This window comes from Candidatus Kaelpia imicola, assembly GCA_030765505.1.
GTDB classification, from domain to species: Bacteria; Omnitrophota; Gorgyraeia; order Kaelpiales; family Kaelpiaceae; genus Kaelpia; species Kaelpia imicola.
Genome location: JAVCCL010000039.1, coordinates 1 through 19,715 on the forward strand (window position 1 = coordinate 1; position 19,715 = coordinate 19,715).

At 36.3% G+C, this 19,715-nt stretch carries 20 protein-coding genes and 3 tRNA genes; 1 reads left to right on the plus strand and 22 read right to left on the minus strand.

From position 1 onward, the window contains the following. The 4 genes from P9L98_05995 to P9L98_06010 all read right to left on the minus strand — a co-directional run. Window positions 1-398, minus strand: a 398-nt coding sequence (locus P9L98_05995; GenBank protein ID MDP8216846.1) for a tryptophan--tRNA ligase, incomplete at its 3' end; no start/stop codon positions are given. Further along, entirely contained in the window at window positions 398-2,323 is a 1,926-nt protein-coding gene (infB, locus tag P9L98_06000) for a translation initiation factor IF-2 (GenBank protein ID MDP8216847.1), read from the minus strand. The genes P9L98_05995 and infB, both read right to left, overlap by 1 nt. Further along, window positions 2,316-3,452, minus strand: coding sequence for a transcription termination factor NusA (gene nusA, locus P9L98_06005; protein MDP8216848.1), 1,137 nt, complete (start codon window positions 3,450-3,452; stop codon window positions 2,316-2,318). Before nusA ends, infB begins: the two co-directional genes overlap by 8 nt. Window positions 3,453-3,454: 2 nt before the next feature. Then, window positions 3,455-3,865 (minus strand): hypothetical protein, encoded by a 411-nt coding sequence (locus P9L98_06010; GenBank protein ID MDP8216849.1) that lies wholly within the window; start codon window positions 3,863-3,865, stop codon window positions 3,455-3,457. A 200-nt stretch (window positions 3,866-4,065) separates the two neighbouring features. Between P9L98_06010 and P9L98_06015 the strand changes: the two genes are divergently transcribed. Further along, window positions 4,066-4,971, plus strand: coding sequence for a GNAT family N-acetyltransferase (locus P9L98_06015; protein ID MDP8216850.1), 906 nt, complete (start codon window positions 4,066-4,068; stop codon window positions 4,969-4,971). A gap of 224 nt (window positions 4,972-5,195) precedes the next feature. Here P9L98_06015 and P9L98_06020 read toward each other — a convergent pair whose 3' ends face one another. The 18 genes from P9L98_06020 to P9L98_06105 all read right to left on the minus strand — a co-directional run bounded on the left by P9L98_06020 (window position 5,196) and on the right by P9L98_06105 (window position 19,714). Then, on the minus strand, window positions 5,196-5,465 hold the full coding sequence (locus tag P9L98_06020; GenBank protein MDP8216851.1) for a cupin domain-containing protein: 270 nt from the start codon (window positions 5,463-5,465) through the stop codon (window positions 5,196-5,198). Between the two features lie 30 nt (window positions 5,466-5,495). After that, window positions 5,496-5,569, minus strand: a tRNA-Gly gene (locus P9L98_06025). An 18-nt stretch (window positions 5,570-5,587) separates the two neighbouring features. Then, entirely contained in the window at window positions 5,588-5,806 is a 219-nt protein-coding gene (gene rpmE, locus P9L98_06030; GenBank protein MDP8216852.1) for a 50S ribosomal protein L31, read from the minus strand. 93 nt (window positions 5,807-5,899) lie between these two features. Further along, window positions 5,900-6,790: a phosphoribosylaminoimidazolesuccinocarboxamide synthase gene (locus tag P9L98_06035; protein MDP8216853.1), complete on the minus strand. Its 891-nt coding sequence runs from the start codon at window positions 6,788-6,790 to the stop codon at window positions 5,900-5,902. Beyond that, window positions 6,771-8,921, minus strand: a complete 2,151-nt coding sequence (locus tag P9L98_06040) for an AAA family ATPase (GenBank protein MDP8216854.1) — start codon at window positions 8,919-8,921, stop codon at window positions 6,771-6,773. Before P9L98_06040 ends, P9L98_06035 begins: the two co-directional genes overlap by 20 nt. Beyond that, entirely contained in the window at window positions 8,911-10,044 is a 1,134-nt protein-coding gene (locus P9L98_06045; protein ID MDP8216855.1) for a DNA repair exonuclease, read from the minus strand. The genes P9L98_06040 and P9L98_06045 overlap by 11 nt, the downstream gene beginning before the upstream one ends. Continuing rightward, a complete protein-coding gene (locus tag P9L98_06050) occupies window positions 10,044-10,700 on the minus strand; it encodes a histidinol phosphate phosphatase domain-containing protein (GenBank protein MDP8216856.1) in 657 nt (218 codons plus the stop codon). The genes P9L98_06045 and P9L98_06050 overlap by 1 nt, the downstream gene beginning before the upstream one ends. 88 nt (window positions 10,701-10,788) lie before the next feature. Beyond that, window positions 10,789-10,862 (minus strand) — tRNA-Arg (locus P9L98_06055). A gap of 58 nt (window positions 10,863-10,920) precedes the next feature. Beyond that, window positions 10,921-12,999, minus strand: a complete 2,079-nt coding sequence (locus P9L98_06060; protein ID MDP8216857.1) for a diguanylate cyclase — start codon at window positions 12,997-12,999, stop codon at window positions 10,921-10,923. Window positions 13,000-13,139: 140 nt separating this feature from the next. Next, window positions 13,140-15,278, minus strand: coding sequence for an acylphosphatase (locus P9L98_06065; GenBank protein ID MDP8216858.1), 2,139 nt, complete (start codon window positions 15,276-15,278; stop codon window positions 13,140-13,142). A 2-nt stretch (window positions 15,279-15,280) separates the two neighbouring features. Next, window positions 15,281-15,700, minus strand: a complete 420-nt coding sequence (locus P9L98_06070) for an archease (protein ID MDP8216859.1) — start codon at window positions 15,698-15,700, stop codon at window positions 15,281-15,283. A gap of 9 nt (window positions 15,701-15,709) precedes the next feature. Next, window positions 15,710-15,782 (minus strand) — tRNA-Lys (locus tag P9L98_06075). A 106-nt stretch (window positions 15,783-15,888) separates the two neighbouring features. After that, window positions 15,889-16,449, minus strand: a complete 561-nt coding sequence (frr, locus tag P9L98_06080) for a ribosome recycling factor (protein MDP8216860.1) — start codon at window positions 16,447-16,449, stop codon at window positions 15,889-15,891. A 12-nt stretch (window positions 16,450-16,461) separates the two neighbouring features. Further along, entirely contained in the window at window positions 16,462-17,178 is a 717-nt protein-coding gene (pyrH, locus tag P9L98_06085; GenBank protein MDP8216861.1) for a UMP kinase, read from the minus strand. A gap of 12 nt (window positions 17,179-17,190) precedes the next feature. Then, window positions 17,191-17,778 (minus strand): translation elongation factor Ts, encoded by a 588-nt coding sequence (locus P9L98_06090; protein ID MDP8216862.1) that lies wholly within the window; start codon window positions 17,776-17,778, stop codon window positions 17,191-17,193. Then, window positions 17,775-18,623, minus strand: coding sequence for a 30S ribosomal protein S2 (rpsB, locus tag P9L98_06095; protein MDP8216863.1), 849 nt, complete (start codon window positions 18,621-18,623; stop codon window positions 17,775-17,777). The genes P9L98_06090 and rpsB overlap by 4 nt, the downstream gene beginning before the upstream one ends. A gap of 137 nt (window positions 18,624-18,760) precedes the next feature. Beyond that, window positions 18,761-19,087 carry a hypothetical protein gene (locus tag P9L98_06100; protein MDP8216864.1) on the minus strand — a complete coding sequence of 109 codons (327 nt, stop codon included), beginning with the start codon at window positions 19,085-19,087 and terminating at the stop codon, window positions 18,761-18,763. A gap of 66 nt (window positions 19,088-19,153) precedes the next feature. Then, entirely contained in the window at window positions 19,154-19,714 is a 561-nt protein-coding gene (locus P9L98_06105) for an aminodeoxychorismate/anthranilate synthase component II (protein ID MDP8216865.1), read from the minus strand. Between the last annotated feature and the right edge of the window lies 1 nt (window position 19,715).

Below are 19,715 nucleotides of genomic sequence, written 5' to 3' on the forward strand. Positions count from 1 at the left end.
AGCACGGGATATCCAAGAAAACCATGCGTACTAAGATCTTTCTCCTTTAATTCGCTTATCTGCTCTTTATAGGTAGGACATCTCTGAAGCCAGCCTAATGGAGTTATAATAGAAAATATCAGATTTAGCTCTGCATGCTCTATAACATCAGACTGCTTAAATATTACCGACTTCTCAGGGTCTAATCCTACGGCAAGCCAATCTTTGAGATTATCGAGAGAATATTCTGCAATCTTCTTTGAGTCGGCATACTCCCCCATTAAAGCATGCCAGTCGGCAATCATAAAAAAGCATTCATAATCCTCTTGAAGTTTAACCCAATTAATTAAAGCTCCAAGAAGATGACCCAGATGCAGAGGGCCTGTCGGCCTCATTCCGGATAGAATTCTTTTCTTCATCAGACTTCAATCATAGTATATGCTTCTATGATATCCCCTTCGGTTATATTATTATATCCCTCTAATCCTATGCCGCATTCATAACCTTCGGAGACTTCTCTGGCATCATCCTTAAATCTTTTTAATGATGTAATTCTACCTTCATAGACAACCTTTTTATCTCTCAGCAATCTACAGGGTGAGTTTCTCTGAATCTTACCCTTGCTAACCCAAGAACCCGCTATCTTACCAACCTTACTGACATCAAAAACCTTCCTTACTTCAACCCTACCCAGAAAACGCTCTTCTAGTTCCGGCTCTTGCAATCCTTTAAAAACTTTATCTATATCTTCTATAAGCTCATATATTATGCTGTAGAGCCTGACTTCAACGCTTTCTTTCTTCGCCCTGGCTTTCGCTTTATCATCAATGCCAACACTAAAACCTACAACAAAAGCATCCGAAACAAGTGCCAAGACAACATCCGATTCTGTAATACTGCCTATACCTTTATGTAATATCTTTATATCCAGCTTCTCTTTTTGAGAATTCTTTAGTTTCTCTAAAGAGTCGACCACAGCATCAAGCGAACCGTATACATCCGCTTTTAATATCAATCTAAACAATTTCTGCCCCTCTTTGGTTAAATCTTGAAGACTCATCCTCTGAGATGGAGTCTGCTTCTTCTCTCTTATATCGCTCTTTCTCTTTTCAACAATATCTTTAACTCTGCCTTCATTTTCAACGACAAGAAAGCCCTCTCCTGACTCTGGGATTCCATTTAAACCTAATATTCCTACGGGGTCAGATGGACCAGCACTCTCAACCTCTAAACCCAAATCATCGAAAAGAGCCCTCACCTTTCCAAGACAAGTACCAGCAAGAAGCATATCGCCTGCCTTTAAAGTACCACTCTGAACTATTACAGAGACAAAAGGCCCTCCCTTGGTAATTTTAGATTCAAGGACTACCCCTTTAGCCAATTTATCGGGGTTAGATTTAAGTTCCATAATCTCTGATTGCAGTATCACCATATCCAGTAAAGCATCTATCCCCTCGCCAGTTAAAGCAGAGATATTGACCGCAATTACATCTCCGCCCCAATCTTCCGGAGTAAGATCTACCTCGGCTAACTCTCTCTTTACTTTGTCAATATTTGCTTCAGGCCTATCGGCTTTATTTATAGCCACTATTATAGGAACATCTGCAGCTTTTGCATGATCAATAGCTTCAACTGTCTGAGGCATAACACCATCATCGGCTGCAACAACCAAAATCACGATATCAGTTACACTTGCACCCCTCGCTCTCATAGAGGTAAAGGCCTCGTGCCCTGGTGTATCTATAAAAGTGATTTTCTTATTCTTGTGTTTAACTTCGTAGGCTCCAATATGTTGAGTTATTCCTCCAGCCTCTTTATCCGTCAATTCTAAATTTCTTATCTTCTCAAGTAATGTAGTCTTACCATGATCAACGTGACCCATAAGAGTAACAATAGGGTACCTATTCTTAAGAGAACCTTCTTCTTTCTCTTTGTGTATCTTTACAACTTCTTCTTCTTTAGTCAACTGACGTTTTAAAACAAAACCGAATTCCTCAGCCAATTTTAATGCAATATCCTCCTCTAAAGACTGATTGATATTTGCAAATACCTTCCACTGGAGTAATTTCCCCTGAACCTCATTGGGTTTAGCACCCAATTTAACCGCAAGGTCCCTAACAGTAATCGGAAATTCAACAGCTATCTTGGGGTTCTTATCAAGCTCTTTTTTCTTCTTCTTGTTTAAAATAGAGATAATTTCACTTTTGACAAGTTCTGCTGTCTCTAGATCTATATTGCTCATATGAGATTTAACATCAACATTTAAATCTTTTAGATACTCCATAAGTTCTCTGCTGTCTAAACCCAACTCCTGAGCAAGTGTATAAACTCTTATATTAGACATTTTTACCCTTTAAATATTTCTTTGCAGCATCTATCGCTCTTTGAGCTGTCTTCTCACCTAAACCCTCTATCTTTTTTAAAACCTTGGCATCTGCCTTAGCCAGGACATCAACACTCTCATAACCTGATTTGCTCAGTGCCTCCGCAATCTTAGGACCTATTCCATTAACTTTTAACAGAGGAGACTCTTCGCCCAACTCCTCAGGACTTCTAACATCTATCTCCCAATCTGTCAATTGAGATGCCAGCCTTACGTTCTGGCCGTGCCTTCCAATAGCTATAGAGAGCTGATCTTTTACAACTATGACCAATGCTCTCTTCTGTTCTTTGAAAATCCTTATATCTGATATCTGCGCTGGATTTAATGCTGCTTTTATATATTCAGCAGGCTTATCGCTGTAATGAATAATATCTATTTTCTCTCCGCCCAATTCATCTACTATATTTTTTACCCTTACACCTTTCATACCAACGCAAGACCCAACAGGATCGACGCTCTCCTGATTACTCTTAACGGCTATTTTGGTTCTTTCGCCGGCTTCTCTGGCAATAGCTACTATCTCAACAGTTTTATCTTGGATCTCAGGCACCTCTATTTCAAAAAGTCTTCTTATTAATTCAGTCCTCCTGCGTGATACAATAACAAGAGGCGGCTTACCGGACTTCTTAACCTCAAGAACATATACTTTTAGCTTCTGTCTCTGCCTATAACTCTCACCTCGACCTTGCTCTGAACGAGGTAAGACAGCTTCGGCTTTATCAAGCTGCATAATAACATCTCCATATTCCAATCTGTGAACCATGGCTGTTAGAACATCTCCAACTCTGTCTTTGTATTCCTCATAGACAGTCTCTTTCTCTGCTTCGCGCAACTTCTGCATAATTACCTGTTTTGCAGTCTGAGCAGCGATCCTGCCTAATTTTTGAGAGACAATCTCCTCTCCTCTGAGATAGACTTTTATATCACCGCTGTTGATATTAAAATTTATCTCCAGATCCTCTCTCTCCGCATGTAAAACTTTCTTAGCTGCTGTAATCATAGCAACCTCAATTGCATCAATAAGCTTATCTTGGTTTATACCTTTCTCTTGACCAAGATACTCCAAAGCTAATAAAAGTTCTTCATTCATATCTAAACCTCTGATAATTTAACTTTCTGCTTAGCTTCTTTAATATCAGCAATATTTAAACTAACATCTCCATCCCCTAAACCAATTGTTAAAATACCATCTTTAATACTCCTAAGAATACCTTCTACTAAAGAACCGTCTTCTATTTTAATAATTAATCCTCTACCAATCAAACACTTATATTCTTTTTCACTCTCTACAATCCTGTTAACTCCCGGAGATGAAACCTCTATAGTATAACTTATATCAAACGGATCTCTATCTTCCAGGAAATTGCTTAACTTTTTATTAACATTAACGCATTCGTCTAACGTCACTCCGCCTATTTTATTTATAACAATTCGCAGCAATAGCTTCGCCATATCCTGGGAAAGAGAGAGGCTAATCAACTCAAAACCCTCATCTTTAACCAAAGGTTCTAAGTATTCCTCTATTTGGGTCTTAATATTCTCTAAACTGTCCATTTTAATAAAAAAAGTGGGTAAATGACCCACTTGCCTCCTTTGCAGCAATTTAAAATAGAATACAATATATCAACACTGCTGTCAAGGATAAGATAAACTTTAGATAATTAAGCAGGATATGGTATAAATAAGCTGTAGGGATAAATACTATGAATATCAAAAGAATTGGAATCAGCTTACTAATATCGTCTCTCTTCTTTTATCAACTTTTTAATCAAAATAGACCTTCAAGACCAGATATATGTAGAAGAGTGAGGGCTAATACCGCCAATATTATTACTACAAATCCATCCGGTGAAAGAATTGTAACCCAAGATAGTGCTGGTAGAATTCAATCGGTTAGAAACGCCTATGGGGAATATGTTGAAAGATATTATTACAATAACGATACGCTGTCTTCTGTTGAGATAAAAACCGAAAAAACAGGACTTTGGGTAGAATTATCTCGGAATAGAGATCTAGAAACATCCGAGGATGAGTTCTACTGGAATATCAAGATAAATGGAACACAAATCGGAACCATAGCAATTGAGGTAATAGACAATGCTTTCTACCTAGGAACTATAGGCTTAGAGGTCTCAGAAAGAGGCAAAAGTATAGCTAAAGAAGTTATAAGATTTCTCGTAAAGCACTTGAGAACTCAGTCGGAATATGAAGCTATTAACAAACTCTACACTTATACTCATAGACCTGCTATATTTGAGATATTCATGCAACTATCGGCTAACAACCAGCTAAGAGTGGGTGAGTTGGAACAGGCAAATACATTCAATCAAGATGATATAAGCTTAATATTGCACCATACCCAAGAGAACAAATCGATAGAACTGTCTCTCATATCTTTGGAAGGTGAAAAACTCTATATTAAGGTTGAAGAAGAGAAGATTCAAAATACAGATATAGCAATTTTAGAAGAGGTGCCGCTTCTCTGTAGTAATTTCTCAGTTTTAAGAGAAACCGGTTCAGGAAAATGGTTATTGTTTTACCAAAATCAACCTTTAGGAATAATAGACTCTCTTTGTAATAACATTTATATTGAATGTGAATTGCCTTAAACCGCTTTAAACAAAAGACACTTTATTTAACTTATATCTCTTATATTATATATGTTATATTTGCACGGGATTGACACAACTATAGAAAAAGAGCTCTGATTACGCTATTGTTGTATAGAAGCGCTGAGAGAAATATACTTAGAGACCATTGGAGTGGAAGACAGACATCTTTATCAGAGAAACACTACAATCAATCAATGAATACAGAATGGCCATACTTTAAACTATTCAAACCGATAGACTTTTTTAATCGGCTCAAGAATATTCCAAGAACACTTTAATCCTTTAGGGAATAGAACCAAATCACCTTTGTTGATCTCAACCTTCTCCCCTTCCTCTGTTGTTACTATTACCCTACCTTCTTGAATATAACAACGCTCATCAGAGTCATACTTCCAGTCAAACTCAGAGATATCACAGCTCCATGAGCCCCAGGAATCGACTCCAAGATTCTTCAATTCCTCTCCAGCAACTTTCTTAACCTCTATCTTCATCTTTCTTTTCCTCCTGCCTAAAAATCATATTGGAGCGGGAGAGGGGAATCGGACCCCCGTAATCGGCTTGGAAGGCCGAGGCTTTACCACTAAGCTACTCCCGCAATTTAATTCTAGTCAAACTACTCAGACTTTTTATTAAATTTTACGTATTTTCTGCGGAACCTCTCAACCCTACCTGCAGTATCAACTATCCTCTGCTTCTCTCCTGTGTATAAGGGATGACAAGCAGAACATACTTCTACTTTGATATTCTCTTTAGTAGAACGAGTATGAATAACACTACCGCAGGCGCATGTAATTGTAGTCTCTACATATTTTGGATGAGTATCTTTTTTCATATTAACCTCCAAATTAATCTTTAAATTATACCAGCTAACAAATTTTTTTCAATAAACTATAGTATTTTAACCCCAAGCCAGAGTTGAATTATACTATTGTAAATCTACTCCTGCAATATTTTTATATCCAAACAGATACTTCTGGGTCGTCTTCTCAATTACTTCCTGAGGAAGATTCGGAGCAGGGGGAGTTTTATCCCAACCTGTTGATTCCAGCCAATCTCTAACATACTGCTTATCAAAGCTGTTCTGAGCTCTGCCGGGAGTATACTCATCTTTGGGCCAAAAACGGGAAGAGTCCGGAGTGAGAACTTCATCTATCAATATAAGCTTCCCATCTAAAATCCCGAATTCAAACTTTGTATCGGCTATAATTATCCCTCTTGTCTCTGCATAGTTATGAGCAAAAAAATAGAGCTCAAGACTCTTATCTCTTATTTTAGATGCAAGTTCTAAACCAATCTTATCAGCTACATAATCAAAAGAGACAGCCATATCATGCCCGCTATCTTCTTTTGTTGAAGGCGTGAATATCGGCTGATCAAGCTTCTGAGATTCAAGCAATTCTTTTTTAAGCTCTACCCCAGACACCTTACCTTCTTTTTTGTAGTCTTTCCAACCTGAGCCAGATAGATAACCCCTGACAACACACTCAAAAGGTAAAGGTTCTGTCTTCTTAACAATTATAGACCTATCCTTTAAAATATCATGGTAACCGGATAATTGAGTTACCTCCGAAACATCAGAACTTATAAGATGATTAGATACAAGATCCTTTGTTAAATCAAACCAAAAAAGAGAAAGCTTATTTAAAACTATGCCTTTAAGAGGAATCGGATCCGGCAAAACAACATCGAAACAGGATATCCTATCAGTTGCCACAAATAATAGATCACCGTTAAGCTCATAAATATCCCTAACCTTACCCCTGCGGAATATATTAAGAGATTCTATACTAATCTCTTTAACTGAATTCACTTTCATCTCTTCCTCCTTGTAAAATTGTAAAATCTGTAGTAACATTCTCTTTTAAAGAGAGCCCTCTATTTCCAAAAAAATCTTTTATAGGCAGATATTGACCTCTCTTCTGACAGGTAAAATAGAGCATCTGTACATCGTATTCGTAACATAAGTCTATAAGCAACTGCAGCAACCTCTCCTGATGGTTGAAATCAAAGTCATCCAGTACATTCAAAGTCTCATCCAGTATAAAAGGGAGCTGCTCTCCATTGTTAAGCTTAAAGAGAGAGATAATCGCAAAGCGCAAAAGTAGATATAGCGAACTCTGCATACCTTTCCCCACCTGCTCTACAGAAATAAAATCAGGATAATTTTTAGGTTTAAGATATATATTTAAATCAGCATCCACCTTTATAAAATCATACTCTTCACTGAGAAGTTTAAAGTGTCTATTAACAAAATCGTTTATATAAGGAGAGACTTCGGAATATAATTCTTCCCCTGCTTCCTGAAGCACTGCCGACGTAAGCTCCAACGCTTCTCTATAAATAGCTATTCTTTTCATCTCGTTTTCTAATATAGAATGCTCAGCGCTTAAAAATGCAATATCATTTTGAGGTAAATAATTCTCTATTGTCTTATCGAGTATGCTAATATTAACCTGAATATTTCTAATCTCATCCTCTAAATCTTTCTTGGTCTGCATACTATTTTTAAAAATCAGTATATCAGAATTTACATCACTAAAATCCAACTTAAGACTTACCTTCTCTTTAATATTAATCTCAATATTTAATTCAGAGAATTTTTTTAGAGTATCAGCATAATCTCTGCTTTGATACCATATAGATTCTAGTTCTTCTATACCTGAAGTCTTTAATTCGCTCAAAAGACCGTTCCATAATTGTTCATAGAAGTCAATCTCTTTAGGTTCTTCTAAGTTCTCAAATAAACCAAACTTTAATATCTTACCTGAAATTTCAGATTTAAAACTTTCTCTCTCTTTACCATAGTTTACAATGACTCTTTTTTCTTTTTTGATAAACTTTAAAAAATAAAAAGCGGCAATTAAAAGAAACGATGCGAAAGAGAAAAACAGATATTTCGCCTGGTCTATCCCCAAAATAGAAGATAAAACCAAAAATATAGAGAAGCCGGAAAGCGACAACCAGAACAGAAGAATATTATGCTTTAATGCTCTCTGCGCAGTTACAAAAACACTCTCTATGCTTTGGAACTTAAATTTAAATTCTTTGATAATATCACCGCATTTCTTTAAATTCTGCAACTCTTTCAAATTCATCTCACGTACCATCAAAGGTATAGTTTCGTAGCTCTTCTTAATGGCAGCGAATAGAAAAACAAACTTATCTTTAAGTTCTTCAAAGCGAGGCGCTATTTTAGTATTAAGCTTAGCTTTTAAATCTTCTAGCTTTACCTCTAAAGCTCTCCTCTCTACAAGTAGTTGCCTGTTCTTGCTAAACTGCTGTTTTAAAATCTCGATATCTTTGGTTACCTGATCATATTCAATCTGCTTGCTCCCGGCTATCGTCCTCTTGCCTCTTTTTTCAAAAACACCTATCTTGGATTTCTTATCCTGTATCTTCTTCAAAGCACCAGACAGTCCTCCCCCGCTCTTTCCGATTTCTATTATCGACCTCACCTCATCCAGTATCTTTTTGCTTTCCCCGATTGCAGCAACGTCAAACTGACGAACGATACTTAAGCTTTCAAAAACATCTCTGCTTATATTCAAGAATTGCTCTCCAACAAGTAAACCCAGATGTTTATCCTGTTTTAATATTTTTAAAGCTGAGAAATCACCGTTCTTAGATTCAAACACGCCTAATTTATCCTCCCGGGGCGATGATTCAACTATTTTCTCAATCCTGTAATCGCCACCTTTATCGAGAGAAAAATCCATCCTGCCGCCATATATATCTGAATTCCAAGGTTTAAATTTTATCCTCTTTTTTCTGCCAAATTCAGTTCTCAGGTCGCCAAAGGGATAGAGAATAGCATAAATAAACTCTATCAAGGTAGACTTACCCTTATCATTTGGGGCAAGTATTACATTGATATTTTTCGCAAAAGAGATTCTAAGATTGTCCTTTATCTTCCCGAACCCAAAGACTTCAACATCTTTAAATCTCATTCCAGCCTCTCATCTCTTTTGTAAAAATAGCATCAAGCCCAATCTTGATTGCAATATCTACAACCTCCTTTGAATCCTGCCGACCCTGCAGAATCTTAACAAAATTCTTCCCAAGCAACGAAGATTCTATCAACTCCTGCGAATAAGCTGATCTTATATCGCTTTTCAAATTGAAAGCAAAAAATAGATCACTCTGCTTTATATAATCCTCAATATCTTCCAAGTCTATTCTTATATCTGGGTCAATACCCCCTTTTAAAGTGATAGAGACCACAGCATCCTTATCACTATTATCTTTAATTATCTCTTTTACTTCATCTGAAGATAGAACACCGCTACAATCAACTTGAATCTCCTTATAGTAGCGTCTCTGAAAAGAGATCTTATCTACTTCAGGCAGCTCTCCCTTTTTTAAGCCAACCTTAAGTATAAATCTCTCACCTAACTCTTTAAAGCTTAACGATTCGGGAGAACCCGAGTAATAACCTAAGACTCTCTGATCTAACCTTGGAGCCGGCCTACAGTTATGATAATGGCCCAATGCAATATAATCAGCCCCTGAACTCTCCATGTCACCTGATGAGAAAGGAAGAGAGTCACCAAATATAGATTCTTCAGTAGTCCCTGTTTCAGAGCCATGCATTAAAACAATATTCAATGCTTCTCTGTTCTCTACATTTAGATCTTTGAGTAAATTCTTAGAAACATTTTCAGGGCTAACCGAGACACCCCAGATATAGAGATTATCCTTAATCTTAATCTTTTCAAAATCAGGACCAAAGATATGTGAATTTTCAGGCCAATCATATATTAAATATGGTGAGCTATCTTCTAAGATATCATGGTTACCGGCAACAATATAGACAGGCAAAGGTTTTAAAGACTCGATTCCATAAATAATTAAAGATTTAATAGTATTGGGTGAAAAATAATCACCCTCAAATAGATCGCCTGCAAATACTATAAAGTCTAACTCTTCTTTGATGGAATTTGTAAACTGAATAACTTTCTTAAATGTCTCTTCTAACTCTTTCTTTCTCTGTGAAATCTTATCTAAATCCTGAAACCCTAAAAATTTAGAATCTAAGTGAAAATCTGAAATTTGAAGAAAATTGGCCTGCATCAAATAAATCGCTTAGCAAGGTTTAAAGAATTATTCTCTATCTCTTCAATCTGCTCTGTATCAAGGTTTAAACTCTTCTCTAAAATAGCCTCTACCTGCAACTTGTTCAACAAATCATCTGGAGAATGAGCATCGCTATTGAACACTAGTAAAGCACCGTTTCTCTTCCCAACTTCATAGATATGCCTGTTGGCATTCTGATGCCCAGTACGGGCTGTAATCTCAAGAGCTACCCCTCTCTCTTTGGCAAGAGACGCTAAGCTATCATCGATCCAGCCGGGATGAGCAAGGATATTACACCCCGCTTCAACAGCAGCCCTATTTGTACCTTCTATAACTGGTTCAACCGGCGACTCACCATGCACTACAACAAGTACACTACCTTGACTACATGCATAATTAATTAGCTCTGGTATTAACTCTACCGGAGGATGTGTTATCTCAACCCCAGGTATCACCTTAATCTTATCCGACCAATACTTATTAAGATCCCCCGCAACTTTAATCAATCTTGGCAAAATAAAATCAATGTTTGATGAATCAACATGGTCTGTTATAGCTATTACGCTATACCCATTGACCTGAGCTCTGCGTACAAGCTCCGAAGGTAAAAGTAAACCGTCAGATAGCAATGAATGAGTATGAAGATCTATCATAATAAATATCTATTTAATAATTTAACTATCTAGCTACGGGTAATAGTTTAAAATTTAGAAGCTAAAAAAACAAGAAAAATATAATAAATGCCCCACATAGGACTCGAACCTACGACACCCGGTTTAGGAAACCGGTGCTCTTCCTAACTGAGCTAGCGGGGCGTATTAGAAATAATAGTTTAAATAAATCGGTGAGATTTTACAAGAGGGAAAGAAACATTTATCTTAAAACTTTAATAAAAACATCGACTATCTCAGGGTCAAATTCAGAACCTGCTGACTCCTTGATAATTCTCACAGCCTCTTCTTTTGAATAAGCTGCCCTGTAAGGCCTATCGGATATTAAAGCTTGATAGACATCTGCCACAGCAACAATACGGGCACCAAAGGGTATCTCTTCACCTTTTAAGCCATGAGGATAGCCTTGACCATTCCATCTCTCATGGTGATAAAGAATGTAAGGAATTAAATCATGTAAAGCATGTATCGGTCTTATAATATCTACCCCTATCTGGGGGTGTCTTTTAATTATCTCATACTCTCTTTTAGTAAGCCTTTTACGCTTATGCAGAATATCCTCACTTATTCCGATCTTACCCAGGTCATGCAAAATAGCTGCCTCTCTTACCTTCTCAACTTCATCTTTAGGCAATGATAATTCCTTTGCAATAGTTATGGCAAACTTAACTGTCTGCTCAACATGTTCTCCGGTATAATGATCCTTAAGATCTATTGTTTTTGCAAAAGCAAATACAGACTCTATCAAATTCCGATTGGCTTCTTTTGTAAGATGTTCAAGTTTACCTTTCAAGAAATTTATATTCGCATCTTCTGCTACAGCTTCAGATTCAACTCTTTTATCAAATCTTATATCTTCTGAAGAATAGGCCCTATTACCACCTACTTCTTTGACTTTACTTAAAATCTTATAACCTATATTTATTAAATCTTTACCTTCTAAAACTATTTTACCTACTCCGCTTAACTTAACCATCTTATCTGATGGATACCCCACAACCGCTATACTTAAAGAAAATTTTATTCTCTGTTTATTATTTCCAAACTCTTTTATATTGAATTCATCCAACATCCTGCGAGCCAGTTTTAAAGAAGTAACATTATCAGTACCTGGGCAGAGCACGATAAACTCTTCACCTCCAGAACGGACAACAATATCATAACGTCTAACCATCCTTTTGAGCTGCCTGGCAAACTGCTTTAATACACTATCTCCAAAATTGTACCCATAGACATCATTTATAGATTTAAAATAATCTATATCAAACAATATTAACGAGAATGGATGATAGGATCTTCGGGCTCGAGAAAACTCCGATTCAACTATCTCATTTAAATACTTATTATTATAAAGCCCGGTCAATGAATCCTTTACTATAAGCTTTTTCATTCTCTCGTGAGATTTAAGAAGAACCTTATTAAGCCTATTTAAGGACTCCTCTGCATTCTTTCTCTTTGTTATCTCAAGTGTAGTCTCAACTATACCTATCGTCTCACCTTTTAAGTTCTTAAGAGGGCACCCCTTTACTAACCAAATGCGGCCATCAGGAGAAATTATCTCAGACTCCTGAGATAATCCTGTCTTTTTTGCTCTTACTACCGGACAACCAACACAAGGCGTTTCTCGATTGTGCCAAACACTATAACAGTTTTTACCTACTAACTCCTCTTGCTTCTTGTTAACAGAATCTGCTGCAGCCTTATTAACCCACACCATCTTACCATAAAGATCGTGGTATATTACATGCTCACAGATGCTGTTTAATATCAAAGATTTTTCACGTTCCGATTTGATAAGCTCTTCTTTTATACGCTTAGGCTCAGTTATATCTCTTATAACAGTGACAACCCTCACAACATGATCATTTTCTATTACCGGAATTTTTTTTGTCTGAGTAATTATATACCAGCTTCTTACCCTGTTTTTCTCAACAGTGGTCATGGTTCTACCGGTCTTAAAAACATCCTCATACTCTTTGAAAACATTCTTTTTTAAGAAAGGAAAGGTATCAAAAATGCTCTTTCCTATAACATCGCTGTCTAAACCTAAAACCTTAATCCATCTTTTAAATGTCTTATTAATAAGCAGTATTCTTAATTCAGAATTAACAACATGTATCGCATCGGACATAGAGTCAAGAGTCATCCTGTACTGTCTCTCAGAATAACGCAGGTTATCCTCCATCTCTTTCTGCTGAGAATGGAGAATATGTAAATCGTGAATTCTATTTTGAAGGGTTTTTACAACATTAGGAAAATGAATTTTAGTTTTTACTTTCATTTTACTTTTTAAAGCCCTCCAAATTTTAACAAAAATAAAAAAAGCAGCTTATTTATCAAGCTGCCTGCCAACGTATAATTAAAAAACTCCTCTTATTGTTAACCACTTCTCTGTGGTCTCCATAAGTTATTTATACCACTTTATAAAGAATATGTCAAAGAATCTCTACTATTTTTTCTCTCTTCCTTTATTATACTGTCTGCAACTACCAGTTGACCTAAAGAGATACCAGAATCATTGGCTGGAATAGAACCTGGAATATAAACTTCAAAATCTTTAGATCTAAGCCTTTCGTAAATATTGGTCAAAAGGAACACATTTTCAAGCATATCTCCAGCTAAAGATATCTTATTTATTTTTAATCTCCTTCTTAACCTTAAGGATATTTTATAAGTTCCTTCAACTATACTATTATATAATTTTGCTATTATACGGGGCTGCGGTACTGCTCTTTTCATGTCGGCTATCACACCCTCTACAATAGAACCAGATAGAACAATTAACTTACTATCTACTTCTCTAATCTCTATGGAATACGATTCTTTACAAAATTCATCTTTTACCTGACCCAGCCATTCAGATTTTATATTGCAGCTATTGTCAATCCCGCTTAAATCTTCTAAAGACTCAAAATAGCCTAAAATTTTAGAATAAGATGTACTTGTTAAAGAGAATTCAAAACCAAACATATCTCTCTTCTCTAATTCATTTTTGAACACAATTCCAATCACATCTTCATCTAAACTATTTTCTAACATAGAAGATACAATGCGAGCATGATTACTTTCTACTTCTATTATCCCAGCATTTAACTTTTTAGATAGTTCTTCTGCTAAACCATTTAGATAAGGATTCTCTTCTTTCCCAATTGCAATAATTGAAGGCTCTATCTTAAACAGCTTCATATAATAATCTAAGGTTTTTCTGTAATTAACCTGATTACTCTCCTTAGATATATCTCCCAGATAAGGACTAAGATAAAAATTATCATCTCTAGCTAAGGCAAAAGAAGAATCCCTGTTATTACCTAAAGCAAGAGTAGGATTAGCTGCCTGATATCCAAATATCAAAGGGGAAGGAACATAACCTTTTGACCTTCTGATTATAAGATTCTTACTCAGACTCCCATCTCTTGAAATAAATACTTTTGCTTCGGACTCTCCGGAGTAAACGCTCGCTTCTCTATCATGAGAGAGAAGAGACCATGAAATATCTAGGAGTATCGAATTAATATCTTCTACTGTTAAACACCCACACTCTTTGACCAATAATGGAAAATCGATGTTTTTAAATACTGCATAATTAAAACCTGAATAAGGAAGCTGGAATTTAAAATATCTTTTCTCATCTCTTATAGATTCCGGAACTTTAGTATTTTCCAGTAATCTCAAGAAAACCTTCGGCCTGCGATAAGAAAGCAACAACTCCCTCTCTTTTTCATTTATCCTGGCATACTCCTCAGCCATTTTTATTCCCTTAATTATCAAATACGATTCTATATCTTTAAAATTATTCTCAATAACACTACTAGAACTATCAGAAAAAAGATTAGAGCAGATTTTATACCCCGATGAATCTTTAAAAACAAGAATGGTGCCTCTTTTTAATAACTCTATAGCCTTATCCAACGCCTCTCTTCTCTCGTAGTTATACTCTCCGGAAGAGTCTCTATATTGCAGTCTTAGCCTTGGCCCACAATCCCAACAAGAGTTAATATGGTTATTAAACCTTCTATCACTTAAATTCTGACACTCTTTAAGACATTTTGGGCAGAGTTCAAATTGATCCATAGTTGTATTCTTTCTCTCGTAAGGCAAGTCTCTTAAGACAGACAAACGCAAACCGCAATGACTACAGCTTATAAACGGATAGAAGTATCTTCTGTTTTTTGGATTAAATAGTTCTTCTATGCAATCAGGGCAGATTGCTATATCTGAAAAGGATAAAGAATGCTTTGCTCTTTTAAAATCAACTTCTGGAATCTTAAAATTTTCATAACTTACATATTCAATCTGATCAACATTTATGGACTCAATAGTCACAGAGTGAGGCTTATCTTCATATATCTTAGAAACAAGATCGTATATTTTATCTTTGTCTCCTTCTGCATCAATTGAAATACCGCAAGGCTCATCACTTAAAACACCATTAATATTCCTACGTTCTGCAGCACGCTTGATAAAATTCTTAAATCCGATCCCAGATACAGCACCTTTTATATGTACCCTAAAAGAATCGCTGTTTTTAATCTTACCTTTTTTAAACTTTATTTTTAACATAGTTAAACATCAAATATAACTCTTGCTTTATAACCGCCTCTCTTTTTCTCTATTTTAAAATCGCAATAAGTAGCTGCTTTAATCTCATTCTTCACCCCTTTTAGAGAATCAAATCTCTCCCCTTTCGCCATACAGATCAACTCCCTACTCTTTAGCCTAATTATTTTAAAGCTAGAGAGTATAATTCTCTCTGTTGAGAAAATATAAATCAGCTCATTTAGAAATCTTATTAAGAGATCATCCCTATCTACACCCTCTACCGATACTTTTTTTTCCATACGATGTTTTATACTATCAACTCCTACTAAAATATCAAATAGTGCCCGGGCAGAGTTAGAGTAAAGTTTTTCTAAGGACTTGGCATCTACCATTATGGCGATGTCGGCTGTATGAGGGATCAATCTGTAGTGCTTTCTCATCATAGCAAAATATGAGCCGCCGGAGGCTCGAACTCCGGACACCCGCCTTAAAAGGGCGGTGCTCTGCCAACTGAGCTAGCGGCTCATAAATCTAAATAATTTATGCTTTATTTCACAGATCACTATTTTTATCAATAAAAAACTCTAAACTACAAATAAATGGAAATCTTTTTTCGGTAAAGAAGCGATTGTTAAACCTCAAGAATCTCTTTCTCTTTAGCTTCCAATATCTGTTCTATCTTTTTTATATGTCCATCCGTAACATGTTGCATATCTTCCTGAGCTTTAAATCTCTCATCTTCAGTAATCTTTGAATCTTTTTCCAGCTTCTTTATCCCTTCGTTGGCTTCACGCCTTACATTGCGTACCGCAATCTTACTATCCCCCGCAATCTTTTTTGCAAGTTTTACCAATTCCTGCCTTCTCTCCTCAGTCAAGGAAGGTAAAGCTAATCTTATTACTTTACCATCATTGCTTGGGGTTATTCCAAGCTCGGATTTCAAAAATGCTTTTTCTATGTCTGCTATAGCATTAACATCCCAGGGTTGGATTAAAATCATCCTAGGCTCCGGTATCGAAATAGACGCAACCTGTTTTAAAGGAAGAGTAAAACCATAGTATTCTACCTTTACATTTTCAACCAATGCAGGAGTCGCCCGAGAAGTACGCAGAGCAGTAAACTCCGCCTTTAAAGCCTCTATAGTCTTATCCATCCTATGATCTACTTCTCTATGAACATCTTTTAATTCCATAATAACACTCCTTTAATCTTTAACAACGGTACCTATATCAGCTCCTGTTACAACCCTATTGAGATTACCCTTTTTGAATAAATTAAAGACTATAATCGGTAACTTCTTATCCATGCAAAGCGTAATAGCCGTTGCATCCATAACTTTAAGATTTTTATTTAAAACATCGATATATTTCAACTCTTTAAACATTTTGGCAGATTCATTTTTCACAGGATCGGAATCATAAACCCCGTCAACCTTCGTTCCTTTTAAAATCACATCGGCCCCTATCTCCATAGCACGAAGAGCTGCGGTTGTATCGGTTGTAAAATAAGGATTGCCTGTGCCACAGACAAAGATAACAATCCTGCCTTTATCAAGGTGCCTTACAGCACGCCTTCTTATGTAGGGTTCTGCAAGCGAACGCATTGTAATGGCGCTCTGAACACGGGTAGATATACCATCTCGCTCCAGCACATCCTGTAACGCCAGTCCATTGATCACGGTAGCCAGCATACCCATATAATCAGCTGTTGATCTGTCCATACCTTCAGATGCTGCAACTCCACCCCTAAAGATATTGCCGCCGCCTATAACAATGGCAATCTCAAGACCTAATTTATGTACTTCCATAAGTTGAGTAGATATAGATGAGATAGAGGTTAAATCTATTCCATAACCTTTATCAGACTGGAAGGCTTCACCGCTTATTTTTAATACAACTCTTTTATACTTTGGTTTACTCATCCCCTGTTCAGTTTACTCACCAACACTAAAACGAACAAATTTTCTTATAATTATATTCTCTTTAAACTTAGCAATTTTATCGGCTATTAAATTTTTAATTATGACACTTTCATCTTTAACATAACTCTGGTCCAGAAGACATCTCTCTTTATAAAAATCCTCTATCTTACCTTTTGATATCTTTTCAATAACATTATCAGGCTTATCCTTAAACTGAGCTTTTAAAATCTCTTTCTCCTTATCAATAACATCCCGGGAGACCTCCTCCCTACTGATATAGGTAGGGCTCTTAGCTGCAATCTGCATAGCAATATCATGCGCCAGGATTTTAAACTCTTCATTCTTGGCAACAAAATCTGTTTCACAACTCAACTCTACCATAACGCCTAACTTAGAACCGGCATGAATATATACCTCTACTATGCCATCTTTAACATTTCGAGAAGACTTCTTCTCTGCAACTTTAATACCTTTCTTCCTCAAAATCTCGACAGACTTATCTATATCGCCTTTAGATTCATTAAGCGCATTCTTGCAATCCATTACCCCGGCACCTGTTTTATCCCTCAAAACACGGAGATCATCTATAGAAAAACTCATTCTTTATCCTCCTTACCGCTTACCTCGGAACTCTTTATCTCTTTGGAACTCTTATCCTCTATCTTCTTTCCAAGCTCCCCTACAACACCGCTCTCTACAGCTTCTTTAGCTTTAATAGTAGTCTCTTTTTCTTCCTTAGCCTTGCTTTCGCTATCAACGTAGAACCTCCTGCCCTCTATAACAGCATTGGCGATATATGAAGTTATAAGCTTGCAAGATTTAATAGCATCATCATTTCCGGGAATCAAATAATCAACAACTGTTGGGTCGCAATTAGTATCTATTATACTTACTACCGGAATATTTAATTTTATAGCTTCCCTTACAGCTATCTCCTCTCTATTAGGGTCAATCACGTATATTGCATCGGGCAACCTATCCATATCAACAATACCGCCTAAGTTTCTCAAAAGTTTATTAAGTTCCTTATCTAAACCCGCTTGCTCCTTTTTTGTAACCAGAGCGTATTTCCCTTCTTCTTTTAAATGCTGAATATCTTTCAACCGTGATACAGATTTTCTAACAGTTTCAAAATTAGTTAATGCCCCACCTAGCCAACGGTTGTTGACATAAAACATACCGCATCTCTTAGCTTCTTCTTCCACCATATCCTGCACCTGCCTCTTAGTCCCTACAAAGAGTATGGAGCCACCCGATGAAGAAATGTCGCGAACAAACTCACAGGCCTTAAGCAGAAGCTGAGCAGTCCTTTCAAGGTCAATAATATATATTCCTCTCTTAAGACCATATATATAAGGTTTCATCTTGGGATTCCATTTTTTCTTGGGGTGCCCAAAATGTACGCCTGCTTCAAGTAACTCTTTAATAACACCTATTGCTGCCAATTGTCATACCTCCTTGTTTCAAATATAAATTTGCATTTAAAGTTTATAAATTATAGTAATAAAAACAAGCTAAATCAAGGCAAATATTCTATATGGATCGGATCAAGAACAAATTTCTGATGTATGCAGCATTAAGGTTATCTCTTAGGCTTTCTGCTTTTAATCTCTCTTGATAATTTAGATATCTCAGAACGTAATTTATCTATCTTTTTACTATCCTTCCACTTAAGTTTAGCTGTTGATGAAACTGTTTTACCAAGATGGTAATAGAGGTTCTCTCTTCTAAGCTTAGCGCTTATTAATTCTAATCTTTCCTTACTCTTATCAGAGAAGCTTTTAACGTGCTTCTCTCCTTTTTTAATTAACTTAGAAGTCTCATCCATTACAATCTCAAGTTCGCTTCTAGTGCATTTCCAGATATCTACCATAGCATCCTTTAGATCCTTTTTCTTCTTCTTGACCATAACTCCTCCTTTTACAAAGTAATTATACAGATAGGGCAAAAATAATGCAACGAAATAACCCTAAATTTAATATTGCAAAAAATTATTTAAAATATCATGTCCTACGGAAGTCAAAATAGACTCAGGATGAAATTGAACCCCGAAAAGAGGATATCTTTTATACTTTATCCCCATAATCTCTTTATCTTCTGTCTCTGCTGTTATTGTAAAAACTGAAGATATTGTGTCAGGCTTAACAATAAGCGAATGGTACCTCGTTGCCTCAAATGGATTGGAAACACCATCAAAGAGATCTTTGCCATTATGATAGATAGATGAGGTTTTGCCATGCATAAGACGTTTTGCACGAATAATCTTAGCACCAAAAACCTCAGCTATAGCCTGGTGCCCCAAACAGACGCCAAGTATAGGAATATGTTTATAAAACTCGAGAACTACATCTTTAGATATCCCGGCATCTCTAGGTCTCCCGGGACCGGGTGATATAACAATATGATCGGGCTTAATTCTCTTTATTTCATCAAGTGAAACCTTATCATTCCTAAATACTTTGACATTTGCTCCTAATTCACCAAAATACTGAACAAGGTTATAAGTGAAAGAATCATAATTATCAATCATTACTATC